The sequence below is a fragment of the Nocardia sp. MH4 genome, from assembly GCF_019266065.1.
Lineage (GTDB): Bacteria > Actinomycetota > Actinomycetes > Mycobacteriales > Mycobacteriaceae > Nocardia > Nocardia canadensis.
Window position 1 is genome coordinate 53,722 of record NZ_LPNR01000095.1, and the last position, 26,368, is coordinate 80,089.

28 protein-coding genes and 1 pseudogene are annotated in these 26,368 nt (G+C 69.6%); 7 read left to right on the forward strand and 22 right to left on the reverse strand.

Annotation, left to right across the window (positions count from 1 at the left end; translation table 11 throughout):
* Positions 1-9: 9 nt before the first annotated feature.
* Positions 10-537 (forward strand): NUDIX domain-containing protein, encoded by a 528-nt coding sequence (locus tag ATM97_RS13350; RefSeq protein WP_218718323.1) that lies wholly within the window; start codon positions 10-12, stop codon positions 535-537.
* Here ATM97_RS13350 and ATM97_RS13355 read toward each other — a convergent pair.
* Together ATM97_RS13355 and ATM97_RS13360 are read right to left on the reverse strand one after the other, a co-directional pair.
* Positions 531-839: a hypothetical protein gene (locus tag ATM97_RS13355; RefSeq protein WP_218718324.1), complete on the reverse strand. Its 309-nt coding sequence runs from the start codon at positions 837-839 to the stop codon at positions 531-533. The genes ATM97_RS13350 and ATM97_RS13355 overlap by 7 nt on opposite strands.
* Before the next feature lie 167 nt (positions 840-1,006).
* The gene (locus ATM97_RS13360) at positions 1,007-1,363 is read right to left on the reverse strand and encodes an arsenate reductase family protein (RefSeq protein ID WP_218718325.1); all 357 of its coding nucleotides are present in this window, start codon (positions 1,361-1,363) and stop codon (positions 1,007-1,009) included.
* A gap of 68 nt (positions 1,364-1,431) precedes the next feature.
* Between ATM97_RS13360 and ATM97_RS13365 the strand changes: the two genes are divergently transcribed.
* Positions 1,432-1,935 carry a nitroreductase/quinone reductase family protein gene (locus ATM97_RS13365; protein ID WP_218718326.1) on the forward strand — a complete coding sequence of 168 codons (504 nt, stop codon included), beginning with the start codon at positions 1,432-1,434 and terminating at the stop codon, positions 1,933-1,935.
* Between the two features lie 57 nt (positions 1,936-1,992).
* On the opposite strand, the gene ATM97_RS13370 is transcribed toward ATM97_RS13365, so the two are convergent.
* The 8 genes from ATM97_RS13370 to ATM97_RS13405 are packed head-to-tail and all read right to left on the reverse strand — an operon-like array spanning position 1,993 to position 9,152.
* Positions 1,993-3,135 (reverse strand): ABC transporter substrate-binding protein, encoded by a 1,143-nt coding sequence (locus tag ATM97_RS13370; protein ID WP_218718327.1) that lies wholly within the window; start codon positions 3,133-3,135, stop codon positions 1,993-1,995.
* Positions 3,136-3,148: 13 nt separating this feature from the next.
* Positions 3,149-3,913, reverse strand: a complete 765-nt coding sequence (locus ATM97_RS13375) for an ABC transporter permease (protein ID WP_218718328.1) — start codon at positions 3,911-3,913, stop codon at positions 3,149-3,151.
* Entirely contained in the window at positions 3,910-4,731 is an 822-nt protein-coding gene (locus ATM97_RS13380; RefSeq protein WP_218718329.1) for an ABC transporter ATP-binding protein, read from the reverse strand. The genes ATM97_RS13375 and ATM97_RS13380 overlap by 4 nt, the downstream gene beginning before the upstream one ends.
* A gap of 26 nt (positions 4,732-4,757) precedes the next feature.
* On the reverse strand, positions 4,758-5,699 hold the full coding sequence (locus ATM97_RS13385; RefSeq protein ID WP_255587685.1) for an ABC transporter permease: 942 nt from the start codon (positions 5,697-5,699) through the stop codon (positions 4,758-4,760).
* On the reverse strand, positions 5,696-5,833 hold the full coding sequence (locus tag ATM97_RS13390) for a hypothetical protein (RefSeq protein ID WP_218718330.1): 138 nt from the start codon (positions 5,831-5,833) through the stop codon (positions 5,696-5,698). The genes ATM97_RS13385 and ATM97_RS13390 overlap by 4 nt, the downstream gene beginning before the upstream one ends.
* Entirely contained in the window at positions 5,830-6,867 is a 1,038-nt protein-coding gene (locus ATM97_RS13395) for a TIGR03842 family LLM class F420-dependent oxidoreductase (protein WP_218718331.1), read from the reverse strand. Before ATM97_RS13395 ends, ATM97_RS13390 begins: the two co-directional genes overlap by 4 nt.
* A gap of 27 nt (positions 6,868-6,894) precedes the next feature.
* On the reverse strand, positions 6,895-8,313 hold the full coding sequence (gene hydA, locus ATM97_RS13400; RefSeq protein ID WP_255587686.1) for a dihydropyrimidinase: 1,419 nt from the start codon (positions 8,311-8,313) through the stop codon (positions 6,895-6,897).
* A complete protein-coding gene (locus tag ATM97_RS13405; protein WP_218718333.1) occupies positions 8,313-9,152 on the reverse strand; it encodes a nitrilase-related carbon-nitrogen hydrolase in 840 nt (279 codons plus the stop codon). The genes hydA and ATM97_RS13405 overlap by 1 nt, the downstream gene beginning before the upstream one ends.
* 122 nt (positions 9,153-9,274) lie before the next feature.
* Between ATM97_RS13405 and ATM97_RS13410 the strand changes: the two genes are divergently transcribed.
* The 3 genes from ATM97_RS13410 (at position 9,275) to ATM97_RS13420 (ending at position 12,849) form a co-directional block, all read left to right on the forward strand.
* Positions 9,275-10,672 (forward strand): aminotransferase class I/II-fold pyridoxal phosphate-dependent enzyme, encoded by a 1,398-nt coding sequence (locus ATM97_RS13410; RefSeq protein WP_218718334.1) that lies wholly within the window; start codon positions 9,275-9,277, stop codon positions 10,670-10,672.
* 261 nt (positions 10,673-10,933) lie between these two features.
* The gene (locus tag ATM97_RS13415; RefSeq protein ID WP_218718335.1) at positions 10,934-12,052 is read left to right on the forward strand and encodes a class I SAM-dependent methyltransferase; all 1,119 of its coding nucleotides are present in this window, start codon (positions 10,934-10,936) and stop codon (positions 12,050-12,052) included.
* 104 nt (positions 12,053-12,156) lie between these two features.
* On the forward strand, positions 12,157-12,849 hold the full coding sequence (locus ATM97_RS13420; protein WP_218718336.1) for a peptidylprolyl isomerase: 693 nt from the start codon (positions 12,157-12,159) through the stop codon (positions 12,847-12,849).
* Positions 12,850-13,155: 306 nt separating this feature from the next.
* Here the strand turns inward: ATM97_RS13420 and arc are convergent, their stop codons facing one another.
* A complete protein-coding gene (gene arc, locus ATM97_RS13425; RefSeq protein ID WP_218718337.1) occupies positions 13,156-14,916 on the reverse strand; it encodes a proteasome ATPase in 1,761 nt (586 codons plus the stop codon).
* Between the two features lie 201 nt (positions 14,917-15,117).
* On the opposite strand from arc, the gene ATM97_RS13430 reads away from it, so the two are divergent.
* Positions 15,118-15,642, forward strand: coding sequence for a hypothetical protein (locus ATM97_RS13430; protein WP_218718338.1), 525 nt, complete (start codon positions 15,118-15,120; stop codon positions 15,640-15,642).
* Between the two features lie 97 nt (positions 15,643-15,739).
* On the opposite strand, the gene ATM97_RS13435 is transcribed toward ATM97_RS13430, so the two are convergent.
* Positions 15,740-16,249 carry a DUF4442 domain-containing protein gene (locus ATM97_RS13435; protein WP_218718339.1) on the reverse strand — a complete coding sequence of 170 codons (510 nt, stop codon included), beginning with the start codon at positions 16,247-16,249 and terminating at the stop codon, positions 15,740-15,742.
* Between the two features lie 112 nt (positions 16,250-16,361).
* Complete coding sequence (locus ATM97_RS13440) at positions 16,362-17,195, reverse strand: tRNA (adenine-N1)-methyltransferase (protein WP_218718340.1); 834 nt, start codon at positions 17,193-17,195, stop codon at positions 16,362-16,364.
* 120 nt (positions 17,196-17,315) lie between these two features.
* Here ATM97_RS13440 and ATM97_RS13445 point away from each other — a divergent pair, with 120 nt between their 5' ends.
* Positions 17,316-18,215, forward strand: coding sequence for a RecB family exonuclease (locus tag ATM97_RS13445; RefSeq protein ID WP_218718341.1), 900 nt, complete (start codon positions 17,316-17,318; stop codon positions 18,213-18,215).
* A 45-nt stretch (positions 18,216-18,260) separates the two neighbouring features.
* Here the strand turns inward: ATM97_RS13445 and ATM97_RS13450 are convergent, their stop codons facing one another.
* The 9 genes and pseudogenes from ATM97_RS13450 to ATM97_RS13485 form a co-directional block, all read right to left on the reverse strand.
* The gene (locus ATM97_RS13450) at positions 18,261-19,388 is read right to left on the reverse strand and encodes a YeiH family protein (protein WP_218718342.1); all 1,128 of its coding nucleotides are present in this window, start codon (positions 19,386-19,388) and stop codon (positions 18,261-18,263) included.
* Positions 19,388-19,522, reverse strand: a complete 135-nt coding sequence (locus tag ATM97_RS34365; RefSeq protein WP_255587688.1) for a hypothetical protein — start codon at positions 19,520-19,522, stop codon at positions 19,388-19,390. Before ATM97_RS34365 ends, ATM97_RS13450 begins: the two co-directional genes overlap by 1 nt.
* 208 nt (positions 19,523-19,730) lie before the next feature.
* A complete protein-coding gene (gene hisG, locus ATM97_RS13455; protein ID WP_218718343.1) occupies positions 19,731-20,582 on the reverse strand; it encodes an ATP phosphoribosyltransferase in 852 nt (283 codons plus the stop codon).
* A 55-nt stretch (positions 20,583-20,637) separates the two neighbouring features.
* Positions 20,638-20,901, reverse strand: a complete 264-nt coding sequence (locus tag ATM97_RS13460) for a phosphoribosyl-ATP diphosphatase (RefSeq protein ID WP_110041330.1) — start codon at positions 20,899-20,901, stop codon at positions 20,638-20,640.
* A gap of 278 nt (positions 20,902-21,179) precedes the next feature.
* Positions 21,180-22,994, reverse strand: a complete 1,815-nt coding sequence (locus tag ATM97_RS13465; RefSeq protein WP_218718344.1) for a choline/carnitine O-acyltransferase — start codon at positions 22,992-22,994, stop codon at positions 21,180-21,182.
* Positions 22,995-23,003: 9 nt separating this feature from the next.
* Entirely contained in the window at positions 23,004-23,819 is an 816-nt protein-coding gene (locus tag ATM97_RS13470) for a class I SAM-dependent methyltransferase (protein WP_218718345.1), read from the reverse strand.
* A 12-nt stretch (positions 23,820-23,831) separates the two neighbouring features.
* Complete coding sequence (locus tag ATM97_RS13475; protein ID WP_218718346.1) at positions 23,832-24,695, reverse strand: arpA protein; 864 nt, start codon at positions 24,693-24,695, stop codon at positions 23,832-23,834.
* A gap of 154 nt (positions 24,696-24,849) precedes the next feature.
* A complete protein-coding gene (locus ATM97_RS13480) occupies positions 24,850-25,545 on the reverse strand; it encodes an HAD family phosphatase (RefSeq protein WP_308248469.1) in 696 nt (231 codons plus the stop codon).
* 77 nt (positions 25,546-25,622) lie between these two features.
* Positions 25,623-26,368 (reverse strand): annotated as a pseudogene (locus tag ATM97_RS13485) (serine/threonine protein kinase); the annotation flags it as partial.

Consider the following 26,368-nt stretch of genomic DNA (forward strand, 5'->3'; position numbering starts at 1 on the left):
CCTCGGGCCGTGGCTGTGAATCCGGAGTCGGAACTGCTCGCCGTGTACGACGCCGCCGGTGCGGTGATCGGCGCGGCCGAGCGGGGCACCGTCTATCGCGAGGGCCTCTGGCACGCCAGCGCGGGCGTGCTGGTGCGCTCCGGCGACGGCCGCCGGATCTACGTCCATCGACGCACCGACAGCAAACTCGTCTTCGCCGGCCTGCACGACTGTCTGGCCGGTGGCGTCGTCGACGCGGGCGAGGATCCGGCCGACACCGCACGACGCGAACTCCACGAGGAACTCGGCATCGCCACCGGCACCGCACTCCCTGTGCGCGCCACCGCGTCCTGGGACGGCAGCTGGGCGGGCAGACCGCTGCGCTGCCATCTGTTCGGCTACGAGGTCCGCTACGACGGTCCGGTCCGCCACCAGCCGTCCGAGATCGCGGACGGCTGGTGGTGGACCGACGCCGAACTCCGTGCGCACCTGGACGATCCGGCGTGGCCCTTCGTCCCCGACACCAGGCTGCTGCTCGGCGACCTGCTGACTCAGTAGACGACCACCTGCCAAGTCTGCATGCTGAACGGCAGGTCACAGGCAGTTTCGGAGTGGAAGCCGCCGAAGGCGGGCTGCCCGTACCGTTCGTAGCTGCTGAACCAGTTCCACCACGCCCAGCAGGTGACCCGAACCTGGTGCCAGACCGGGTCGCCGCACTGGGAGAAGGCGCCGGTGCCGGCGATGGGGTTCACCGAACAGTGCCCCGGCGGTTGCGCCTGGACGGGTCCGGCGAGCAGGGTCGAGGCACCGATCAGACCGGCGGCCGTGGCTCCTACAGCGATCTTGCGAAGCGATTTCATGACAACCTCCCACCGCGTGGAGTTCCCGCTGTCGAACCCGCCGGCGATCCACGTTCGGTTCGATATCCGCCTCGGGACACCGTGTCCCGATGATGTGAGCTACATCAGGCAAATCGCGTTCACCGTTACGGCCGTGCCCGAATAGTTATCCGTTGGCTATCGCCGGATCAGTCGAGGGAGCGCAGCGATTCCTCGTCGCGGGCCACCACCGCGCCGCCGTCGGCGGTGAGCACGATGGGTCGCTGGATCAGCTTGGGGTGCTCGGCGAGTGCGGTCAGCCACCGGTCGACATCGGCGTCGGTGCGTCCCCAGTCCGCCATGCCGAGGTCCTTGGCGATCTGCTCGCCGGTGCGCGTGATGTCCCACGGCTGCGCGCCGAGCCGGGCCAGCACCGCGCGCAGTTCCGCGACCGTCGGCGGATCCTCGAGGTAGCGCCGCACCGTGTACTCGACTCCGGCGGCGTCCAGGTGCGCGGTGGCGTTACGACTCTTCGTGCAGCGGGGGTTGTGCCAGATCTCGGTCATCCCCGCAGCGTAGTAGGCGGGTGCGGACGCGGACTGCGGGCGCGGGCGCACCGGCCGATACTGGAGCCATGACCGATACCGCGCCCTCCGAAAACCCCTACGGCACACCGACAACCACCGGTCCCGAACCGATCCGCCCCTCCCAGGGCCGGGTCAACACGATCGTCCGCGCCCTGCTGAAGGTGCCGGTGCTGTCCGGCATCGTGGGCAAGCGGCTGGCCACCTTGCAGGTCACCGGCCGCAAGTCCGGCAAGGTCTACGAGGTCCCGGTCGCCTACACCGTCCACGACGGCACCCTGCTGATCGGCACCGCGCTGCGCCCGTGGGTGAAGAACCTGCTCGGCGGCGCCGAGGTGCGCCTGTCCCGTGGCCGGACTCCCGAATCCTTCACCGCCACAGTGCATTCCGACGAGCAGGGCGTGCTGGAACTGTACACGATCATCGCCCGCGACAACAAGCAGAACGCCAAGTTCAACGGCATCGGCTTCACCGCCGACGGCGAGCCGTCCCAGGCCGACATCTACCAGACCTGGCAGCAGGGCGGCGTGGTCGTCGAACTCACTCCGCGCTGACCGCGCGCACGGCGACGGCCCGGCGCAACCGCTCCGCCGGGCCGTCGGCGCGTCCGGCTACTTGCCGCCCTCGGTCGGCGTCACCTGCGCGGGCTGGAATCCCGTCCCGGTGACGTCGATCCCGGCGGCCCGCAGTTGATCGAGAGCCCTGGTGACGTACTCGGTGGTGTAGGCGTCGGCGCCGGGGTCCTTCGTCAGCACCGTCGCGCCCTCGGCGTTCTTGGTCTCCTTGGCGATGGTCACCGTGCGATCCCAGGCCGCCTTGTCGACGGTGCCGATCCCGGCGGGCGAGGGCCAGATCAACTTGTTCACCTCGTTGATCTGCCACTGCTGATGCCCGGCGCCCAGCGTCGCGCCCGCCGCGACGGTGATGTCACGGCACTTGTCGAGATTGTCCCGGCAGAATGCCCAGCCCTTCAGGGAAGCGACCAGGAACTTCACGGTCTGCTCCTGGTACTTCGCATCCTTCAGCTTCTCGGTGTTGGCCCACAGCGCGTCCTGCAGCATCGCCACGCCTTCGGCGTTCCAGTCGATGGCGTTGAAGTCGTCGGCGGTGTAGAGCTTTCCGGTGGCGGGGTTCTTCGTCTCGAGCAACTGGGCGTACTCGTTGTAGGACATGGCCTGGGCGGCCGCGATGTCCTTGGCGAGGAAGGCGTTCATGTCGAACTGCTGCTGGACCAGTTTCACGTCCCCGGCCGGGTCGATGCCGGCTTTGGTCATCCCCGCGAAGAGCTCGAACTCGTTGCCGTAGCCCCAGTTTCCGACGGTCTTGCCGCGCAGCGCGGCGGGTCCGGTGATGTTGTCGGCCTTGAACGAGACCTGCTTGGTGCCCGAGCGCTGGAACACCTGCGCGATCTCGGTGATGCCCGCACCCGCCTCCCGCGAAGCCAGCGCCTTGGGCACCCAGGCCACGGCGTAGTCGGCCTGTCCCTGGGCGAGCACGGTCTGCGGGACGATGTCGGTGCCGCCGTCGAGGATCTCCACCGACAGCCCCTGCTCCCGGTAGAACCCCTGGTCGACGGCGGCCAGATAGCCGGCGAACTGGCCCTGCTTGAACCACTGCAACTGCAGTTTCACCTTGGTGAGACCGTCGGCGGTGGTCTCCGAAGCGGTGTCGGTGGTGCTGCAGCCGGTCAGCGCGGCGGCGGCGAGCGCGGCCAGCGCCAGACAACGGCGCAGCCGGAGTGCGGTCGTGCTCATGGATGGATCTCCCTCATCGGATGGTGGACAGCAGGGGTGTTCTGGGCCGGCGGGTGAGCTGTTCGAGCAGCAGAACGGCGAGCAGGAACACCAGCCCGACCGCCATCGCGCCCACGACGTACGCCCAGGCCCTGGGGTAGGCGGTATTGGCGGCGGCGGAGGTGATCCGGCTCCCCAGCCCGTTCTGCAGGCCGCCGAAGTACTCGGCGACGACGGCCGCGATGACCGCGCCGGGCGCGGCGATCCGCAGGCCGGTGAACAGGTGCGGCAGCGCGGCGGGCAGCCGCACGGCGCGGGTGAGCTGCCAGCCGGTCGCGGCGTAGGAGCTCATCAGGTCGGCCTGCACCTTCGGCACCTCGCGCAGCCCGCGCGCGGTGCTGACGAATACCGGGAAGAACACGACGATGGTGACGACGAGGCGACGCGGTGTCTCCGTCGTGGTCGAGTACATCGTGTTCAGCAGCGGCGCGAGCGCCACGATGGGCACGGCGGCCGCGGCGGCGGCCAGCGGGGTGAGCAGACCGTCGACGATCCGGAACCGCACCGCGAGGACGGCGGCGGCGATGCCGAGCACGGTCCCGAGCACGAACCCGACCAGCGCGTTGGCCCCGGTCGCCAGCGCGGCGTCCAGGATCCGGCCCGCGTTGGCGACGAACTGTTCGGCGATCGCGCTCGGTGCGGGCAGCAGGAACGACGGCACCCCCGCCACCACGGTGAGCACCTGCCACAGCACCAGCACGACGACACCCACCACGATCGGCGGCAGCCAGGTCCTCATGGCAGGTCCCGTCCGGCCACGGCATGCTCCGCGGGCTCCCCGCGCAGCGCCGCGCGCACGGCGGCCACGGCGGCGAAGAACTCCGCCGAGGACCGCACATCGGCGCCGGTGTCGCGCCCCCACCCGCCGGTGGGCACGATGTCGCTGATCCGGCCGGGTCGCGCCGACAGCACCACCACCCGATCCGACAGGTACACCGCTTCGGGAATCGAGTGCGTCACGAACACCACCGCGGCCCCGGTCTCGCCCGCGATCCGCAGCAGTTCGCCCTGCATCCGTTCCCTGGTCATCTCGTCGAGCGCGCCGAAGGGCTCGTCCATCAGCAGCAGCGCCGGGGTGCGCGCCAGCGCCCGCGCGATCGCGACCCGCTGCTGCATGCCCCCGGACAGTTCGGCCGGATAGCGATCGGCGAACTCGGTGAGCCCCGCCATCGCCAGCAGTTCGGCACTGCGGGCCCGGCGCTGCGCCTTGGGCACCCGGTGCAGTTCCAGCGGCAGTTCGACGTTGGCGGCGACGGTGCGCCAGTCGAGCAGCCCCGCCTGCTGGAAGGCGATGCCGTAGTCCTGGTCGATCCTGGCCTGCCGGGCGGACTTGCCGTGCACGGTGACGGTGCCGTCGCTCGGTGTCTCCAGATCGGCGATGATCCGCAACAAGGTGGACTTGCCGCAGCCGGAAGGGCCGATGAGCGAGACGAATTCGCCCGGAGCGACGGTGAGCGAGACATCGGTGAGCGCGGTCACGGCACCGGCGGCGAAGGTCTTGCCGAGGTGGGTGAGCTCGACCGCCGGTGGCGCCGGGGCGCCGGCTGAGGTGGTCATGGGTACTTCTTCCTGGAAAGCGAGGTCTACGAGGAGGTGTCGCCGGTGCCCGGCGGATGGTTGTAGCGGCGCACGGCCAGCTCGACGAGTCCGACCAGCCCGGTCAGCACCACCCCGAGCAGGGCCGCGGCGATCACCGCCGCGTAGAGCCGGGCGGCGTCGCCGGTGGCCTGCTGGGAGAACACGATGATCTGGCGGCCGATCCCACCCGTGGTGCCGGTGGAGATCTCGGCGACCACCGCGCCGATCACGGACGCGGCGGCGGCCAATCGCAAGGCCGGCATCAGCGACGGCACCGCGGCGGGAAAACGCAAGCGCGTCAGGGTCGCCCACCACCCGGCCGAGCAACTGCGCAGCAGTTCCACCGAAGCCGCCGACGGCGCGTGCAGGCCGCGCAGCATGCCGATCGCGACGGGGAAGAACGCCAGATAGGCGGCGATCACCACGATGCTCATCCACGGCCGCCACGGTTGGCCGCCGATGGCGAGCCTGCCGCCCCACGCGGCCACCAACGGGGCCAGCGCGATCAGCGGAACGGTCTGCGAGAGCACGATATAGGGCAGGATGCCGCGTTCGAGCCAGCCGAACCGCTGCATCGCCACCGCGAGCCCGATCCCGACCACCGTGCCCAGCAGCAGCGCGAGCAGGGCCAGTATCAGGGTGAAGCCGGCGGTGCGCACCAGCGTCGTGCCGACGGTGCCGGTGCCGTCCGTCTCGCCGAGCACGGTCACCACCGCCCACACATGCGGCAGGGCGCCGTCACCGGTGCGCGGCAGCACCCGAACACCACCGATGCCGACGCCGTCGGCGGGCACGAGCAGCTTCACCAGCTCCCAGATCACGACGACCGAAGCGAACGCGGCGACCGCGTACGCGACGCGCGCCACCCGCGCGCGCCGCACCGTGGTGGCCCGGCCTGCCGCGGGCAGCACCGCCGTGGCATCGATCATGTTCGCGCTCATCGTCATTCGCGGTGCTCCCGCACCCGCACCGGCACCCGCTTGCGCGCGTACCGCTGCGCCGTCAGCGCCGAGGACAGCGCCACCGCCACGATCCCGGCCGAAGACGCGCCCCGGATCAGGGCGATGCCGACCGCGTTCATCCGACGTCCTTGGTCGCCGTGACGGGCCGGTGCAGGCGAGGCAGCACCTGCTCGCCGTAGGCCTCGAGAGTGGCCGTCTTCGCATCGTGTTGCAGGTACACGGCGAACTGGTCGACGCCGAGCTTGCCCAGTTCCCAGAGGCGGGCGAGCTGTTCGTCCGGCGGGCCGAGCAGACAGAACCGGTCGACGACCTCGTCGGGGACGAAGTCGGCGTGCGGATTGCCCGCTCGCCCGTGCTCGTTGTAGTCGTAGCCGTGCCTGCCCGCGACATAGTCGGTGAGCGAGGCCGGGATGTCGCCGTCCGCACCGTATTTCGCGACGAGGGCGGCCACATGATTGCCGACCATTCCGCCGAACCAGCGGCACTGCTCCCTGGCGTGCGCCAGCGCGGCGGCGGACCCGTCGGTGACGTAGGCGGGCGCGGCGACACAGATCTGCACCGAACGCGGGTCGCGGCCGGCGGCCTCGGCGGCACGACGCACCTTGGCGACGGTCCACGCGACGATGTCGGGGTCGGCCAGTTGCAGAATGAACCCGTCGGCGACCTGGCCGGTGAGCTCGAGCGCCTTGGGCCCGTACCCGGCCACCCACACGTCGAGCCGGGATTCGGCCGCCCACGGGAACCGCACCTCGGTGTCGCCGATCCGGGCGCTGCGCCCGTTGCCGAGCTCCCGGATCACCTCCACCGATTCGCGCAGCGCCGCCAGGGAGGTCGGCCTGCCGCCGATCGCGCGCACCGCCGAGTCGCCGCGGCCGATGCCGCAGATGGTGCGGTTGCCGAACATCTCGTTGAGCGTGGCGAAGGTCGACGCGGTCACCGTCTGGTCCCGGGTGGCCGGATTGGTGACCATCGGACCCACCATCACCTTGCGGGTGGCCGCGAGGATCTGGCTGTAGATCACGTACGGCTCCTGCCACAGCAGGTGCGAGTCGAACGTCCACACATGCGAGAACCCGTGTGTCTCGGCCAGTCTGGCCAACTCGACCACCCGCGACGCGGGTGGGGTGCACTGCAGGACGACACCGATGTCCATGGCACTCTCCGTTTCCGATAGGGGTTCTTACAGGAGGTTCTGCGACAGCCCGCGCCGCACGAAACGTCCGTGCCCGGCGCGGCCGTGATAGGCGCCGTCGTCGACGATCACCCGGCCACGCGACAGGACGGTGTCGACGTGCCCGTCGATCTCGAAGCCCTCCCAGGCGGAGTGGTCCATGTTCATGTGGTGGGTCTTGCCGAGGCCGATGCTGGTGTGCCCGTTCGGGTCGTAGATCACCACGTCGGCGTCGGCGCCCGGGCTGATGACACCCTTGCGCGGATACATCCCGAACATCCGGGCCGGCGCGGTGCAGCAGACCTCCACCCAGCGCTCCAGCGACAGGCGCCCGTCCTTGACACCCTGGAACAGCAGATCCATCCGATGCTCGACGCCGCCGATGCCGTTGGGGATCTTGCTGAAATCGCCGAGCCCGAGCTCCTTCTGGTCCTTCATGCAGAACGGACAGTGATCGGTGCTGACCGCGGTGACGTCGCCGGTGCGCAGATAGCGCCACAACTCGTCCTGATGCCCTTCCGCCCGCGACCGCAGCGGGGTCGAGCACACCCATTTCGCGCCCTCGAAACCCGGTGCACCCAGCTGTTCTTCGAGCGAGAGGTACAGGTACTGCGGACACGTTTCGGCGAAGACGTTGTGCCCCGCGTCGCGTGCGGTGACGATCTGTTCCATCGCTTGCTTGGCCGAGACGTGCACCACGTACAGCGGCGCGCCGGTCAGCTGCGCCAGCATGATCGCGCGGTGGGTCGCCTCCTCCTCCATCTGCCACGGCCTGCTGGTGCCGTGGAAGTAGGGGGCGGTGTCGCCGCGGGCCAGCGCCTGCTCCACCAGCACGTCGATGGCGATGCCGTTCTCGGCGTGCATCATCAGCAGCGCGCCGAGGTCGCCCGCGGTCTGCATGGCCCGCAGGATCTGCCCGTCGGTGGAGTAGAAGACACCCGGATAGGCCATGAACAATTTGAAGCTGGTGACTCCTTCGGCGACGAGTTCGCTCATCCCCTCGAGGGATTCGTCGTTGACATCACCGACGATCTGATGGAACCCGTAGTCGATCGCGCAGTTGCCCGCCGCCTTCTCGTGCCACTCGGCCAGGGTGTCCTGCACCCGCTGCCCCGGCTTCTGCACCGCGAAATCGACGATCGTGGTGGTGCCGCCCCAGGCCGCGGCCCTGGTCCCGGTCTCGAAGGTGTCGCTGGCCTCGGTGCCGCCGAACGGCAGCTGCATATGGGTGTGGCCGTCGACGCCGCCGGGGATCACGTACTTGCCGGTCGCGTCGATGACGGTCTCGGCCGACGCGGCCAGGTCGGCCCCGAACACGGTCGAACCCGGGTGCAGGACAGCGACGATCGTCTCGTCCTCGATCAGCACGTCGAGGGGCTGGGACCCGGTAGCGCTCACCACCGTTCCGCCGTGGATGAAGGTGCGCATCACGGCTCCACCAGCGCGCCGTAGGCGTCGGGTCGGCGGTCTCGATAGAAGGCCCACCGATCGCGCACCACCTTGATCAAGTCCATGTCCAGGTCACGGACGACCAATTCCGGTGCGGTATCGGAGGCGACCTCGCCGACGAATTTCCCCTCGGGGTCGACGAAATAGCTCGTGCCGTAGAAATCGTCGTCGCCGTATTCGGCTTCGATACCGACCCGGTTGATCGCGCCGATGTAATACTCGTTGGCCACCGCGGAAGCCGGCTGTTCGAGCTTCCACAGATAACTCGACAGTCCGCGCGAGGTCGCCGACGGGTTGAACACGATTTCCGCGCCCGCCAGTCCGAGGGCACGCCACCCCTCCGGGAAATGGCGGTCGTAACAGATGTAGACCCCCACCTTGCCGACCGCGGTGTCGAATACCGGCCAACCCAGATTGCCCGGCCGGAAGTAGAACTTCTCCCAGAAGCCGTGCACTTGCGGTATGTGGTGTTTGCGGTATTTGCCCAGGTAGCTGCCGTCGGCGTCGATCACCGCCGCGGTGTTGTAGAGCACGCCCGGTTGTTCCTGCTCGTACACCGGCAGCACCATCACCAGGTTCAGTTCGGCAGCCAGGGCGGCGAACCGCTCGGTCGTGGGCCCCGGCACCGATTCGGCGTAGTCGTAGAACTTCGGGTCCTGCTGCTGGCAGAAATACGGTCCGTAGAACAACTCCTGGAAGCAGATCACCTGCGCGCCCTGCGCCGCCGCCTCCCGGGCGTAGTCCTCGTGGGCTTTGATCATGGATTCTTTGTCGCCGGTCCAGGTGGTCTGGACCAGGGCCGCTCTGACGATTCCCATGCTTTGTTATATTGCCCCCTCCGACGATCGCATTGTGTTACAACTGCGCGGAAACAGTTTCGTTGTCGTAAAACATGGCGGTGTACCGGGGATAGGGTCTGTTACGGCCGCAGAATGGGGCCATGACCGACGCCTCGCCGACCGTGCTGCCCGCGGACTTCGCCGGGGACCTCGACGAGCGCAGCGCCGCCGGGATCGCGGCCGCCGTCGGCCGCCGGATCCGTTCCGGCGCACTCGCTCCCGGCACCCGGCTGCCGACCGTGCGCGAGGTCGCGCGCGAACTGCGAGTCTCCCCCGCCACCGTCAATCAGGCGTGGCGGGCGCTGGCGGCCACCGGCGCGATCGTCGCCCGGGGCCGGGCGGGCACCTTCGTCGGGGAGCTGCCCGCCCCGCCCGCCGGGCGCTATCAGCGGCTGCATTCGCCCTCCGACAACGCTTTTCGTGTCGACCTGTCCCGGGGCACCCCCGATCCGGCACTGCTGCCCGATCTGGCCGCCGCCCTGCACGCCCTGTCCCGCGACACCGCGCCGGGCGATCTGTCCGCGCATTATCTCGGCGAAGCGGTCCTGCCCGCGCTTGCGGCGACGCTGCGGGCCGACTGGCCGTGGCCGTGCGAGCGGCTGGCCGTGCTCGACGGCGCACTCGACGCCGTCGACCGGCTGCTCGCCGCGCATGTCCGATTCGGCGATCCGGTCATCGTCGAGGACCCCTGTTTCCCGCCGTTCCTGGACCTGCTGGCCCGGCTGGGTGCCCGGCCGATCCCCGTGCGCCTCGACGAATCCGGGTTCCGCCCCGAGGAATTCGCGCGCGCCTTGACCGGCCCCGCACCCCGCGCGGTGATCCTGCAGCCCCGCGCGCACAACCCCACCGGCGCCTCCCTCGACACTGCTCGGATCCGCGCGCTCGCCGCGCTGCTGGCGCCACACCCGGCCCTGATCATCGAGGACGACCATTCCGCGGGCATCGCGACCAGCCCACTGCGCTCACTCGCCGCCCGTTTCCCCGACCGCGGCGTCTACATCCGCTCGTACTCCAAATCCCACGGCGCCGACCTGCGTCTGGCCGTCGCCGGCGGCCCCGCGGCCCTGCTCGACCCGGTGGTCGAGCGCCGCATGCTCGGCCCCGGCTGGTCCAGCCGGCTGCTCCAGCGCGTTCTGCTCACGATGCTGTGCGACGCGGACGCCCGCGCCACCGTCGCCCGCGCCCGCCTGGAGTACCGCCGCCGCGCCACCGCCCTGCGCCGCGCCTTGGCCGCCCACGGCGTCACCGTGTCCCCGGGCGACGGCATCAATCTCTGGCTCCCCGTCCACGACGAGAACGCCGCCATGATCAGCCTCGCCGCGGCCGGCATCAAGGCCGCCCCGGGTGGCCCCTTCGAGGTGGGCCCCCACCCGCCCGCCGACCACCTCCGCCTCACACTGGGCGCTCTGACCCCCGACACCGACCTCCCCTGGCTGGCCGCCGAGCTCGCCACCGCCACCACCGCGACACCCACTTACCGCCGCATCCGCCGCCCCTGAGCGGTCGCGAGCGCACCCACCGACGGCGGTGACCACCCTGTCCGGGCACGACCCGGCCGGGCACGCGCGGTGCCGATACGGCAGAATGGAGCTTTCCTCCCCCTCGAAAGGCAGCAGTGGTGACGCTCGGCATGGTCCTCGGCGACGCAGACCCGCGCATTTCGGCGCGGTAGCGATCGAGGCTGTCCGTTTCACCCGCTCGCACCCCGGCGTCGAAGTGCTCGTCGTGTCACCAGCACCATCGACCACCGGGAGACTCCCGTGTCCACCATCGTTTGGACCGAAGACCGCATCCAGCACACCGCGCCGTGGCATTCCGAGAACGGCGCACCCGCGCCGACCGCCGTGGCGACCGCCGGCGATCGCCTGCCCGCCGATCAGGCGTTCCGGCGGATCCAAGCCGGCGAATCCCTGCTCTGGCAGGGCGATTACCACAACGGCCGTCAGCTCCTGCAGGCGCTGGCCCGTCGCGCCGACCGTGCGCGCACCGTGGCGCCGACCGGTGACCTGACCGCGCGCTACGACCACGAGCGGGCCAGGAAGCGCCGCCGCGCGGGCATTCTCGGCGCCGTCCTGGTCCAGCTCGACGACACCAACGACCTCGACCTGCGCCGCGCCCCCGATGTGCGGGCGGCCTGCACCGCCGCCTACGGGCCCGCCACCGCGGGCCGGGTCGTCACCTTTTCGGAACTGCTCGGGGTGCTCAGCGCCTATCGCTGGCACCAGCAGGGAGTCGAGGTGCCCGCGCTCGGCGCGCGCATCCATCCCGGCTACGGGGTCTTCTCCCCCACCCGGGGCGAATACGTCGACCTGGTCGCGGACGCGCCGCTGAATCCCGAGGTGCGCACCGCCTTCGATCTGGGCACCGGCACCGGCGTGCTCGCCGCGCTGCTCGCCCAGCGCGGCGTCTCCCGGATCGTCGCCACCGACATCAACCCGCGCGCGGTGCGCTGCGCGACCGACAATCTCACCCGGCTCGGCTACGCCGACCGGATCACCGTCACCGGTCCCACGCTGTATCCGCAGGGCCGCGCCGATCTCGTCGTCTGCAATCCGCCCTGGCTACCCGGCACCCCGACCTCCGATCTGGAACAGGGTGTCTACGACCAGGATCAGTCGATGCTCACCGACTTCGCGTACGGTCTGCGCGCGCATCTGACGCCGCGCGGTGAAGGCTGGCTGGTGCTGTCCGACCTGGCCGAGCTGCTCGGTCTGCGCTCGGCCCGCCACCTCCCCCGCCTGCTCGACGACGCCGGACTACAGGTGCTGGCCCGCTCGACCACCCGGCCGCGGCATCCGCGGGCGAGCGATCGCGACGATCCGCTGGCCGCGGCCCGCACCGCGGAGACCACCTCGCTGTGGCGATTGCGAGCACGCTAGCCCGGCCACCGAGTTCGGCCGGTCCCTCCCCGTCCGGCGGCCGCGGCTGGCAGGATGCGCGGTACATCGTCCGGCAGCACCCATTCCGAGGAGACACCGTTCAGGTGAGCAGTCATTCGCAGGACCGTTCCATCGTCGGCACCACCCGGCGGGCCGCGCTCGGCCTCGCCGCCGCCGCCACGGCGCTGGTGGCGATCGCCCCCGCCGCCCAGTCCGTCCCCGCCCACCAGGCGGTCGTCCCGGGCTGCGCCCCGGCCGTCGCCGGGGTGCCGAACGGCAAGCAGTGGACCGCCGAGCCCGCCCTCACCATCGACCCCGCCGCGTCCTACACCGCGACGCTCGACACCACCTGCGGCGTCGTGTCGATCGAACTCGATGCCGCCGCCGCGCCGCGCACGGTGAACTCCTTCGCGTTCCTGGCGAACGAGGGCTACTTCGACCACACCCGCTGTCACCGGCTCACCACCCAGGGCATCTACGTCCTGCAGTGCGGCGACCCCACCGCGACCGGTATGGGCGGCCCGGGCTACAAGTTCGGCGACGAGAACCTGGCCGGCGCGGTCTACCCCGCGGGCACCGTGGCGATGGCCAACGCGGGCCCCGGCACCAACGGCAGCCAGTTCTTCCTGGTCTACCGCGACACCCAGCTGCCGCCGAACTACACCCCGTTCGGCCGGGTCACCGCGGGCATGGACGCGCTCACCACCATCGCGAACGCCGGTGTCGCCGGTGGCGGGGCCGACGGCACGCCGGTGGCCGATGTGGTGTTCAACGCGGTGACCACCGCACAGGCCTGATCAACGACCGAGGGCCGCGTCTCCGGGAGTGGGAGACGCGGCCCTCGTCGGACGGCTGGTGATCAGCCGGCGCTGATCGAGCTGAACAGGTTCTGAATGGTCTGCAGGATGATCTCGGTCAGCAGATCAGCGGCGGAACCGGCCATGACAACACTCCTCGTTTACGGGTCCTCATCAGGTGCGACGAACATGTGAAGCGTGCCCTATCCACTCTGTGTCGCGTGGCGTTTTCGGGAAAAAACTCACACTTTCCCGGTACGCGAGAAGGCCGCGTCCCCGGGGGAACGCGGCCTTCCGTCGTAGGGCTTACAGGTACTGACCCGTATTGGACTCGGTGTCGATCGCCCGGCTCGCCGAGGCGTTCTTGCCGGTGACCAGCGTGCGGATGTAGACGATCCGCTCGCCCTTCTTGCCCGAGATCCGAGCCCAGTCGTCCGGGTTGGTCGTGTTGGGCAGGTCCTCGTTCTCGGCGAACTCGTCGACGATCGAGTCGAAGAGGTGCTGTATCCGCAGACCCGGATTCCCGGTGTCGAGCACGGACTTGATCGCGTACTTCTTCGCCCGGTCGACGATGTTCTGGATCATCGCGCCGGAGTTGAAGTCCTTGAAGTACAGAACCTCCTTGTCACCGTTGGCGTAGGTGACCTCCAGGAACCGGTTGTCGTCGCTCTCGGCGTACATCCGCTCGACGACCTTCTCGATCATCGCGTCCACGCAGGCGGCCTTGTCGCCGTCGAACTCGCGCAGATCGCTCTCGTGCAGCGGCAGCGTCTCGGTGAGGTACTTGGAGAAGATGTCCTGCGCCGATTCCGCATCCGGCCGCTCGATCTTGATCTTGACGTCCAGGCGGCCGGGCCGCAGGATCGCGGGGTCGATCATGTCCTCGCGGTTGGACGCGCCGATCACGATGACGTTCTCGAGACCCTCGACACCGTCGATCTCCGAGAGCAGCTGCGGCACCACGGTGGTCTCCACATCGGAGGAGACACCCGAACCACGGGTGCGGAAGATCGAGTCCATCTCGTCGAAGAACACGATCACCGGGGTGCCCTCGGAGGCCTTCTCGCGGGCCCGCTGGAAGATGATCCGGATGTGGCGCTCGGTCTCACCGACGAACTTGTTGAGCAGCTCGGGGCCCTTGATGTTGAGGAAGAAGGACTTGGCCTCCTTGGCGTCCTCACCACGGGCTTCGGCGATCTTCTTGGCCAGCGAGTTGGCGACGGCCTTGGCGATCAGCGTCTTACCGCAGCCGGGCGGACCGTAGAGCAGCACGCCCTTGGGCGGACGCAGCGCGTACTCCCGGAACAGATCCTTGTGCAGGAACGGCAGTTCCACCGCGTCCCGGATCTGCTCGATCTGCCTGCCGAGGCCGCCGATGTCGGTGTAGTCGACGTCGGGAACCTCTTCCAGCACAAGGTCTTCGACCTCGGCCTTGGGCACCCGCTCGAAGGCGAAGCCCGCCTTGGTGTCGACCAGCAGCGAATCACCGGGCCGCAGTTTGCGAATCGGGGAGTCGGGGTCGTCGATGTCGTCGTACTCGGCGATCTTGGACAGCGGCCCGGACAGCCAGACCACGCGCTCCTCGTCGGCGTGACCAACCACCAGGGCCCGCCTGCCGTCGTCGAGAATCTCGCGCAGCGTGCCGATTTCGCCGATGGCGTCGAAGTTCCCGGCCTCCACGACCGTGAGCGCTTCGTTGAGGCGCACGGTCTGGCCGTACTCGAGCGTCGCGACGTCGATGTTGGGCGAGCAGGTGAGGCGCATCTTGCGACCGGAGGTGAAGACGTCGACCGTCTGATCCTCGTAGGTGTGGATGACGATGCCGTAGCCGCTGGGCGGCTGACCCAGGCGATCGACTTCCTCACGCAGGGCGATCAGCTGCTGGCGCGCTTCCTTGAGCGTGTCCATCAACTTGCCGTTGCGGATGGTCAGCGAATCGATCCGTGCTTCCAATTCGCGTGCGCGATCCGGCGAGTCGGCGAGTTGTCTGCGAAGAGCAGCCGCCTCGGCGCGTACCGCCTCGAGCTCTCGCCAGGCCGCCGAATCCGAATTCTCGTTGGGGCTCATGATGCTGCTCCTCCCAGTCCCGGTCTTTCAACGCTACCGGGCGCGGTCCGTTCTCGCTTTCCGACATGGTTTCGTCGTGATCACATCTTGTACGGCAGGTACGACATCGGCCGCCGAATTACGCGTGTTAGGCTCCCCTAACACCCCGATCCGGGGCAGCAGGCGAGAGCACTCGCCCATCGAGCCGAAAGGTTGCCGAGCATGCTCCTTCCTACCCGCACGATCCGTGTCACCGTCGCTACCGCCGCTGCGGCGCTCGCCGTTACCGTCGGACTGACCGGTTGCGGCGGCTCCGACGATTCCTCGACGAAGGCCACCAGCAGCAGTACCAGTATCGCGGCCGCTCCGTCCAGCATTTCGGCAACTCCGTCCGGTGACAACGCCGCCGCCCCCACCGCCGATTCCCTGAAGGCGACGCTGATCAAGTTCTCGGACCCGGCGCTGTCCACCGACGAGAAGGCCGAGCTCATCGTCAACGGTGACGCGCGCAAGTCCAACATCGACCAGATGAACGGCATGCTCGCCGGCTACACCCTCACCTTCGCCGTCGACAACGTCGTGACCAGCGGCAACACCGCGACCGCCGATGTCACCATCACCTCGCCGCACGGCACGGCGCCGGCCTTCCCGGTCACCTGGGAGCAGGTCGACGGCACCTGGAAGCTCTCCGACGCCAGCGGCTGCCTCCTGCTGGGCTTCGCGCAGGCCCCCTGCACGCCCGCCTGACGCCCGCTGCGGCCCCGGCCGGCCCCGCGGGGTCCAGCCCGGGCCGTTCGCACGCTGTGCACGGCACAGGGAACCCGCGACGGCCGGTTCCCCACGGTCACTCCGGCAGCCGCCGGACGTAGAGTTGCTGGGCCGCGCGAGCGACCAGGGCGCCGCTCGCGTCGACGATCTCGGCACTGTGTTCGGTGATCGACTTCGCACCCGCCGCGGTCGCCGCGCGGATGCCGGCGACCTGCTCGCGCGACAGGCCCATCGTGGCGGTGACGGTGCCCCGCCCCGGCCGGAGGAATTCGATGGAACCGGTGATGTTCCAGATCCGGTAGCCGCGCCCGAGCTGGCCGTAGGCCATGATCGCGAAGAACGGGTCGGTCATCGAGTACAGGGTGCCGCCGAACGCGGCCCGGTTCGGGCTGTTGCGGTTCCACGGACGCACCCGGTAGGCGACGCTGACCGAGGTCCAATCGGCGGCGATGTGTTTCACCCGAACCCCGCCGAACAGGTATGGCGGGAAGACGTTGAACACCGCGCGATACAGGCGCGGGGAGTCGCCGGGATACAGCATCCCGGCGGACGGACCCTTCGTCGCGGACGATTCGGTTTCCGGCATGCTGCCCCCTCCGAGCGCGACCCGCCGGGTCGCGATCCACGCCGCTCGACCGCGAGCGGCTCCCGCATCGCACCTTAGTGGCGCGCCGCGCGAGCCGCCACGGGTCCGGGTATCAGCCCTTCGACGGCCGACGCTGCGGCTTGGGGGTGACCGTGCCCTCGGCGAGGCGACGCGCGCTCACCAGGAAGGCGGTGTGGCCCTGCATGCGGTGTTCGGGCCGCACGGCCAGGCCGACGACGTGCCAGCCGCGCACCATCGACTCCCACGAGCGGGGTTCGGTCCAGCACTCCTGCTCGCGCAGCGCTTCGACGACCTTCGACAGCTGGGTCACCGTCGCCACGTAGACGATCAGCACACCGCCGGGGACCAGCGCCTTGGACACCGCGGGCAGCGCGTCCCAGGGGGCGAGCATGTCCAGGACGACCCGGTCGACCTGCTCGCCCTCGTACTGGGCGACATCGGCGACGGTCAGCGACCAGTTGGCCGGGCGCTCGCCGAAGAACGTCTCGACATTGCGGATGGCGTGCTCGGCGTGGTCGTCGCGGATCTCGTAGGAGATCACCTCGCCCTCGGGGCCGACCGCGCGCAGCAGCGAACAGGTCAGCGCGCCGGAACCGGCGCCCGCCTCCAGCACTCGGGCACCGGGGAACACATCGCCCTCGTGGACGATCTGCGCCGCGTCCTTCGGGTAGATGACGGCCGCGCCCCGCGGCATCGACAGCACGTAGTCGACGAGCAGGGGGCGCAACGCCAGGTAGGGGGTGCCGTTGGTGGACTTCACGACGGTGCCCTCGTCGGTGCCGATGAGGTCGTCGTGCTTGATGCCGCCGCGGTGGGTGTGGAATTCCTTCCCTTCCTCCAGCACCACCGTGTAGAGGCGCCCCTTGGCATCGGTCAGCTGCACCCGGTCCCCGATGGCGAATGGACCGGTCCGTCTGGCCGTCATGTATCTCCGTTCTTCGCGTGGACCTCTCAGCCTGCCAGGTCGGGGTGCCGTCGCCGGAACGGGGTGAGGCGGAGGTGAGGTGCGGCACGCGTGTCGGTGGGTGCCGATACTCTGCGAACCATGTCAGTGCCCGTGTCCGCGTCCCTTGCCGACGACACCGCCGACGGTCCGGCCCCGCGGTCGCGACCGGCGCTGTCACCTTCGCGGGCAAGCGATTTCAAGCAGTGTCCGCTCAAGTACCGGTTGCGGGCGATCGATCGGGTGCCGGAGCCGCCGACGCGAGCCGCGGTGCGGGGCACGGTGGTCCACGCCGTGCTCGAGGATCTGTTCGGGCTGCCCGCCGCCGAGCGGCACCCGGCCAGGGCGGCGGAGTTGGTGCCCGCGGCGTGGGATCGGGTGCGCGCCGATCGGGCCGGGATCGACGAGCTGGTCGCCGAGGGCGGTCCCGAGGCACTGTTCGACGAGGTGCGCGGGCTCGTCGAGAGCTACTACGAGCTCGAGGATCCGACCCGGTTCGAGGCACACGCGCGCGAGGAGCGGGTGGAGGTCGAGCTGGCCGGCGACATCCCGTTGCGCGGGTTCGTCGACCGCATCGATGTCGCCGCGAACGGCCTGCTGCGGGTGGTCGACTACAAGACCGGCCGCGCCCCCGGCCCGACGCACGAGGCGCGTGCGCTGTTCCAGCTCAAGTTCTACGCGCTGATGATCCTGCGCACCCGCGGTATCGTGCCCGCCCAGCTGCGGCTGATCTACCTGGCCGACAAGGTGCTGCTCACCTACTCCCCCGACCGCGACGAGCTGGAACGCTTCGAACGGATCCTGACGGCGCTGTGGCAGGCGATCCTGGAGGCGGGGCGCACGGGTGATTTCCCGCCCAACCGCAACACGATGTGCCGGTTCTGCGATTTCCAGCACCTGTGCCCGGAGTTCGGTGGCACCCCGCCGCCGTATCCGGGCTGGCCACAACAGGCGCCGGTGGAGCTGGGGCTGCCGGAAGCACGGCCCGCCGAAGACGTCTGAGCCCCCGGTGCGCGGCCGCCGCCCTGCGGCGACGGCCGCGCACCCTCACACGGTGAAGTCGCGGAACAGCAGCACCGAAAGCCCGAGGCCGACAGCCAGATTCACCACGACCGCCGACCCGAAGACCGCGATCGGCCGCCAGCCCGCCTCCCGCAGCCCGCGCAACGAGAACTCCAGGCCGATCGAGACGAAGGCCAGGATCAGGAACCAGGTGCGCAGGTCGTTGATGATCGCGATGTGCGCCGCCCCGGTCTTCTTGTCGACCGACTGCAGGTACAGGGTGCCGATGATCGAGGCGGCGAGGAAGCCGAGCACGAACTTCGGGAATCGGGACCAGAATTCGCCGAGGCTGGGTCTGGCCGCGCCCGGCGTGCGGTCCACCCGGAAGGCGAACCAGGCGGTCAGCGCGATGGCCACGAGCCCGATCAGCGCGTTCTGCGTGGTCTTGACGATCGTGGCGATCTCGAGCGCGTCTTCGCCGGCGAGCACGCCCGCCGCGGCCACCGCCGCGGTGGTGTCGATGTTGCCGCCGATCCAGGCGCCCGCCACCGCGTCGGACAGGCCGAACGTGTCGGCCAGCCAGGGCAGCAGGAAGATCGAGGGCAGCGCGAAGATGATCACCAGCGAGGCCGCGTAGGCGATCTGCTCGCGCCGCGCCTGCACCGCGCCCGCGGCCGCGATCGCCGCGCTCACCCCGCAGATCGATACCGCCGAGGACAGCAGCGCCCGCAGCTTGTCGTCGAGTCCCAGCTTGCCGCCGAACCACCAGGTGAAACCGAAGACGATGGTGATCAGCGCCAGCGCCTGGATGATCGACGGCCCGGCCGCCGTCACCAGGATCTTCAGATTGATCGACGCGCCGAGCAGCACCACCCCGGTCTTGATGAAGAACTCGGTCCGGAACCCGGCCGAGAGTCGCTCCCGCAGACCCAGTCTGCTCAGCACGACATTGCCGATCAGGCCGATCGCGATCGCGTACACGGGGTATTCGACCGACTTGGCGATCCGCCGGAACGGCGTCTCCGCCGCCCACCGCGGCACCTGGGTGTCGAAGAACCGGGTCAGCGCGCCGAGGGCGAGCACGAGCAGGATCCCGGCGACGACATCGGTGGCGGTCGGCCGCAGATTAGCTTGCAGCGCAGCGGTTTCCGTCGTGGTCTCGGACTCGCTCATCACGGCACCAGCCAGTCCGGAATCGCCCCGACCAGGACGAGGGCGATCAGCGCGAGACCGACGACCGTGGCCAGCCAGTCCTCGTTCCACGTGAATGCGCTACCCGGCCGCGGCTCGGGCTGTGTCTGGGACACGGTGACTCCTAGGGTTCCTCATCGAGAAACCGCAAGGTAGCAACGCGCTGGCCCGGCACACACCGATTGCGCTCACCGTGAACCGATTTCGCGCGGCATCACGCGAACGGCCCGACGCGCTGATCGCGCTCGTCGGGCCGTTCGTCGCCCACCGGTGCGGGCGGCGTTCCTCGCCTTCCGCCAGGCGGCGGCCTTCTTCCAGAACGAGTCAGAACGCGCGGCAGGAGCGGATGTCGGTGGCGAGGATGGCCTTGGCGCCGAGGTCGGCGAGGCGGTCCATCAGGTCGTTGCCCTGCTTGCGCGGGACCAGGGCGCGCACCGCGACCCAGTCGGGGTCGGTGAGCGGGGAGACCGTCGGCGACTCCAGGCCCGGCGTGATGGCGACGGCCTCGTCGAGCAGCGACTTGGGGCAGTCGTAGTCCAGCATAAGGTACTGCTGGGCGAACACGACACCCTGGATGCGCGCGATGAGCTGGTTACGCGCCCGGTCGCCCTGGTCGGAGCCGGTGCGCTCGATCAGCACGCCTTCGGAATCGCACAGCGAGTCGCCGAAGGCGACCAGGTTGTGCTGACGCAGGGTCCGGCCGGAGCCGACGACATCGGCGATCGCGTCGGCCACGCCGAGCTGGATCGAGATCTCGACCGCGCCGTCGAGGCGGATGACCTCGGCCTCGATGCCGAAGCGCGCGAGGTCGGCACGGACCAGGTTCGGGTAGGAGGTGGCGATGCGCTTGCCCGCCAGATCCTCGACCTTCCAGTCCTCGCCGGCCGGGGCGGCATAGCGGAAGGAGGAGCGGCCGAACCCGAGCGAGAGCCGCTCGCTGACCGGTGAACCGGAATCCAGGGCCAGATCGCGGCCGGTGATGCCGAGGTCGAGCTCACCGGAGCCGACGTAGATGGCGATGTCCTTGGGCCGCAGGAAGAAGAATTCGACCTGGTTGGCGGGATCGAGGACGGTCAGCTCGCGGGAATCGGTGCGTTTGCGGTAACCGGCCTCGCTCAGGATCGAGACGGCGGATTCCGACAGCGAGCCCTTGTTGGGAACTGCGACGCGCAACATGGGGGGACCTTTCGGGAGAAGACGAACGGAGGTGTCGACCGGGACGGATCAGCCGTCACAGATGTCGGTACACGTCCTCGAGCTTCAGCCCGCGACCCACCATCATCACCTGGACCCAGTACAGCAGCTGGGAGATCTCCTCGGCGAGGGCTTCGTCGCTCTCGTGCTCGGCGGCCAGCCAGATCTCACCGGCTTCCTCGAGCACCTTCTTACCCTGGAAATGAACGCCCGCGTCCAGCGCGGCCACGGTGCCCGACCCCTCGGGACGGGTCTGGGCACGCTCGGTCAGCTCGGCGAACAGGGATTCGAAGTTCTTCACGAGGAAAGATTGTTTCACACGCCCGCCACCACATTTCCCACACTGCACCCACGCGCGTGGGAAGCGCCCGTGCCCGCATCCCCAGCCCCGTACCCGCGACCCCGAGGAGCAGCGGCCACGCAGTGGCCGGTTCGCGGCCGTCCCGCCGGTCAGGCGCCGTTGCGTAGGCGACGAAGGAGCAAGCAACGGTGCCTGACCGGCGGGACACAAGGGGCCGCGAACTCGAGCGCGCCAGCGCTCCAACGAACACCGCGAACCCGCGGCGCCCGCGCTGTCGACTACCCAGCCAGCAGCACGCGCAGGTCGGCGACCGCGGTGCGCAGGTGGTCGGCGAAGGCGTACATCTGGTCGGCCACCGACTTGGGGGTGGCCAGGTAGATGTTCCAGCGATCCGGCAACAGCACGTAGGCGATACCGATGCAGGTGGGGCTGGTGGAGCCGAAACCGAAGTAGCGGATGTGCACCGACGGCGCCGAGCTGGTGCTCAGGTAGTCGTCGCGCATGATCGTCCAGCCGGGGCTGTCGAACAGCGCGATCTGCTCGTCGGCGACGCCCAGTTCCGCGCCGCGGCGGCGCTGGATCCACTGCAGTTCCCACAGGTGCTGCTCGGGCGCCTGACCCGCCTGGCACTCCTTGGCCCGGCCGACGTGCGCGGCGGCCGCCGTGCGGGCCGCGGCCAGCTTGTCCTCGCGGGCGACGGTGTCGTCGACCATCGCGTCGACGAAGGCCACCATCTCCGGGGTCACCACGCGCATGGCCTCGGTGCGACCGTTGCGGAACTGCCTGGTCGCGATGGACTCGTAGGTGGCGCCGGTCAGGCCCTTGCTGCGCCGGTGGGCGAGCTGGTAGGCCAGCTGGGCGAACGCGTCGGGCGAGATGCCGAGCTTCTTGGCCGCGCCGGTGCCGAAGTCGTCGAAGGAGACCAGGGCGGTCGCGGTGTCGGCGGCGAAGCGGGCGAAGTCCGCGCCCGCCGCGGCGATGTCGGCGCGGGCGGCCGAGTCGAGGACGAATTCGACCGGCTCGACCTGCGGCAGCCCCTGGGCCCTGGCACCGCTGGTGGCGGCGTGGTCCTGGGCGGTCCGATCGAGCAGCGCGTCCACGAACGAGAGCACGGTGGTGCCGTCGAGGCCGCAGTGCTCGATGTTGATGCCGGCCTGGCCGTCGGCGAAGACGATGAACGACACCGACTTGTCGAAGTACCGGTTGGCGCTGTCACCGTGCAGCAGCTGATCGCAGGCGTGCAGTTCGTCGCGCGGGGCGAAGTCCTCCAGGCAGACCGCGAACAGCGCCGTCTCGATCTCGTCGAAGGCCGCGACGTTGGCCGCCTCGGCGCGCAGGGTGGCCCGGCTGCGCGCCCACTCCGCCCGCGCCTTGGTGGTCAGGTGTCCGACCGAGGTATCGGTGGCCGCGGGCTTGGTGCCGCCCTTGATGACCGCGCGCAGCCCGTCGACGACATCGGAGAACGCGTACGGCACGCCGTCGGGGCCGATCACGTCCATCCGGAAGATGTTGCCCCGGTAGAAGACCACGATGTGGCGCGCGTCCGAGGGACCCGGCCATTCCGGGCTGTAGGGCTTGCGCACGGTGTCCTGCACCTCGCCCGGGATGCGGGTCTCGGAGAACAGGTACTTGTTCTGCCACATCGACAGCTGCTGCCCGCGCTGGGTGACCGGCGGGATCCGCTCGGCGTCCAGCGCCAGCTTGTAGTCCACGGCGGCGCCGATGATCGCGGCGGCCCGCTCGGCCTGGCCCGCCACGGTGGAGGCGGCCAGCGGGGTGTCGTCGCGGAACAGGAAGACGAAGTTGGCGTTCAACGCGATCCGGTCGCGGCGGCCCAGGTACCGCGAGGGCCAGAACTCGTCGAGCCAGCTGCCGACCCCCGGAGTGGCGTCGTACTCGGCGAGCGCGGCGTGCAGGGTCCGGCCTGCCCCACCGGGCCGCAGCAGCTCGGCTACTGCGGCCTCTGTGGCGGCGAGTTCCTCGGCGCCGAGCAACGGCTGACACCACTGCAGGAACCGTGCGCAGCTGTCGTCCAGTGTCGGCAGCGGAACCCGGGGCAGGCTGTCTTCGGCGGCGAACGTCGGTTGGTTCAATCCAGATCCTCAGGTCTCGATGGGATGCGGGCGGGACACGAACAGGTTGGCGTAGAGCCAGCCTTCGGCTTCGTGGTCGGTGGTGTCGATTCCCTTGGCCGCCAACGCTTCCAGCACCTGTGCACGTTCCTGGGCCGAAGCGAAGCGCCGCTGCTGGAACATACCGGGACGCTGCTCGCTGCGATAGCCGAGCGCGGCGAGTTCGGCGGCGATCGGGCCGAAATCGAACATCCGCAACACGAAATGCGCCATCCACGGTCGCTTGCGGGGATCCGCCTGGGCGACCCTGGAGAGGGTTTTCTCGGTGATGTAGCCGACGCACCCGGTGGAGATCACCAGATCGGCGGAGGCGAGCACACGACGCTGGGCCTCGGTCGGCTCGGTGGCCTCGAGGTCGGCGTGCACGTAGTCGTGCAGGAATCCGGCGGCATGGGCGTAGGTCAGCGCCGGGCGTGCGGCGTCCATCCCGACGAAGCGTACGTCGGGCATCAGGTCGGCGCGTAACCGCTCCCGATCCGCCGCGATCAGCCCGACCTTGTCGGTCTCGGCGTGGTCGCGATAGTGCCCGGCCAGTTCCTCGACCGTGGTACCGGTCCGCAGCAGCGCCGCGTTCACCCCGTAGGAGCAGCCCAGGTCGAGCACCGTGGGGATCCGGTCCGGACGTGCCGCCCGCAACTGGCGCAACTGCTCCTGGAAATGCGGCTTGGCCAGCTCCGGGATCCGGTAGTCCAGCTCGTTCATCCGCGCGAAGTAGGCACGCGGATCGGGACTTTCGTAGATGTCGTCGAAGGATGCTTTGCCGGTGGTGTGCAACGGAACGGACATGGGCGGTTCCTCTCAGTCGAGCAGTCGGTCACCTCGGACGGCGTCGGCCGCGGCGGCCACATGGTCGGGCAGGACACGGCCGAACAACTGCCTGGTGCGTTCGACAGTGCCGATCACCCCGGGCCGGTCCGTGTAGGCGAAGATCGCCGAATGTCGTTGTCCCGCACCGGCCACCTCGGTGACCCGGTGCAGCGAGAAGCGGCCCTTGAACAGCTGCAGGTCGCCGGGACGCAGTTCCAGGGCGCGGATGAACCGCTCACCCTCGCCGGTGAGCACGGCACGCACGTCGTCGAGGTGCTCGGCGTGCGGGTCGCGGATGTTGGGGCAGTATTCGAAGACACCGCCGGCGTCGGGGCGCCGCGTCAGCATGCTGACGGTGAACTCGTTGGTGTCGAAATGCCACGGGTGCGACATGCCCGGCTCGACCACGTTCAGGCACAGACCGGCCAGCGGGTCGGCGAATTCGTGCAGTTCGTCGAGTTCGAAACAGTCGGCCACGAACCGCTGGAAGACGGGGTCGGTGTAGAGGCGCTGGATCAGCGCGTCGACGGGGATGCGGTCGCGGGCGACGAAGGCGTTGCCGCGATCGAGCACGATCCGGGCCGGGTGGTCGGCGGGCAGATCGGCGTCGAGCGGGATGTTGTAGGCGTTGACCCGCTCCACCTGGTAATGGGCGTGCGGGGCGATCTGCTCCCCCTCGACCCGCAGCGTCTCCCACAGCTCCGGGCGGATGAATTCGCGCAGAACCGTGCAGCCGTCCTCGGCCAGTTCCGCGCGGGCGGCCTCGACCGCGGCGCGCCGGCCCGGGCCACCGAGATCGGTGAGCGGATACCGTGCGATGTCGACGATTTCGTCAAGCCCCCGCGTCCCTGTCATGAGTTCAGTTTGCGGGAACTTTCGCCGACACGCCCAGGGTTTCGGCAAATCCGGCCTATCCCGGGCAGATCACAGCGTCATGAAATCAACTGTGCGGCAACAGTTTTCGTATATTCCCTGTCGATAGCGGAATTATCACGGTAGGCTATTCGCCCTATCTCGCTGCGCTGCCGAAATGTTCGTCGCGCACCACGAGCGCGGCCCCCAGATCGTTGGCCGACAAACCCACCAGTGACTCCCGGAATACCCGCCCCGGCGCCTCGGGAACCGCGATTTCGCACGGAATCACGATCAGGCCGCAGCCGGCGCCCTGTGCCGCGAGTGCGCCGGTGGGCGAATCCTCGATCGCCACACAGTCGGCCGGGTGGAGTTCGAGCAGGTCGGCGGCCTTGCGGTAGATGGCCGGATCGGGTTTGCCGTGCGGCACTTCGTCACCGCAGACCGAGATGTCGAAGAAGTCGCGGCCCAGCGTGTCGAGCCCGTATTCGGTGAGCGAGCGCTTGGTGTTGGTGACCAGCGCGCAGCGCAGACCCGCCGCGCGCACCATGGCGAGCGCGTCCTTGGCCCCGGGTCGCCACGGGATCGGACCCAGCATCAGCTCGGTGACCCGGCGTTCGAGGAAATCCCCCGCCTCGGTGATCACCCGCGGCGTCGCCTCGACCCCGATCCCCTCGAACAGCATGCGCAGCGCGTTCGGCCCGGAGGCGCCGATCAGCGCGTGGCGAATCTCGTCGGTGAGCTCACTGCCGTGTTCGCGGGCCAGTTCGCGTACCGCGATGTCCCACAGCTTCTCCGAGTCGAGCAGCGTGCCGTCCATGTCCCACAGCACCGCGGCCGGTCGCGCCCTCACCTGTTACTCGCCTCGTTCTCTTCCACGCCGGGTCGGCCCGGCGGACGCCGGGCCGCGTTCAGGGTAGCCGGTGGGTGTCAGACCCCGGACCCGGCGATCTGCAGGTTCGCGCCGGTCCCGCTGACCTGGATCCAGCGGTTCTCCGAGGTCACCGTGCCGTTGGTGAGCTGGTAGGTGAGCGAGACGACCGCCCGGTTCTCCCCGCTCGGGGTGATCGAGCCGACAGTCACCGACCGCACCGTCGACCAGAACGAGGAGTACTGCCCGTAGCCACCGGTCTGGGCCTGATAGCCGGGCGCCAGCTGCGCCCAGGCACCGCCGATATTGCCGGGCAGCATGCCGTAGTACCCGGCGATGAACTGGCTGATGCGGTCCGGGCTGGGCGGGCCGAACGGGGTGGTGGTGATCGTGGTGCTGGTCGGGCTGGGGGTGGCGGTCGGCTTGCCCGAGGTGCTCGTCGCGGGCGCCGACGAGCTCGCGCCCGGGGTCGTCGGCCCGGTCGGCGTGGAGCTCGGCGGCGCGGAGACGGTGACCGTCTCCTGCTCCGGCACGATCACCACGGTGCTGACCTTGCCATCGACCACCGTGGTGACGGTGACCGGATCCAGCGCCTGCTGCGTGGGGTCCGTGCCCCGCTCGCGCGTGACGACCAGCACGATCAGCATCACCGTGAACGCGGCCACGGCGGCCGCGAGCAGCAGGATGGCCCGGCTGTTGTTCGACCCACCGGTGCGGGCGGGCGGCCGCGGGCCGGCCGGCGGCGGGCCGGCCGGGGACCCCGCACGCTCGTCGCTGCCGGGCACGGCGTCCTGCCCATCGTGCT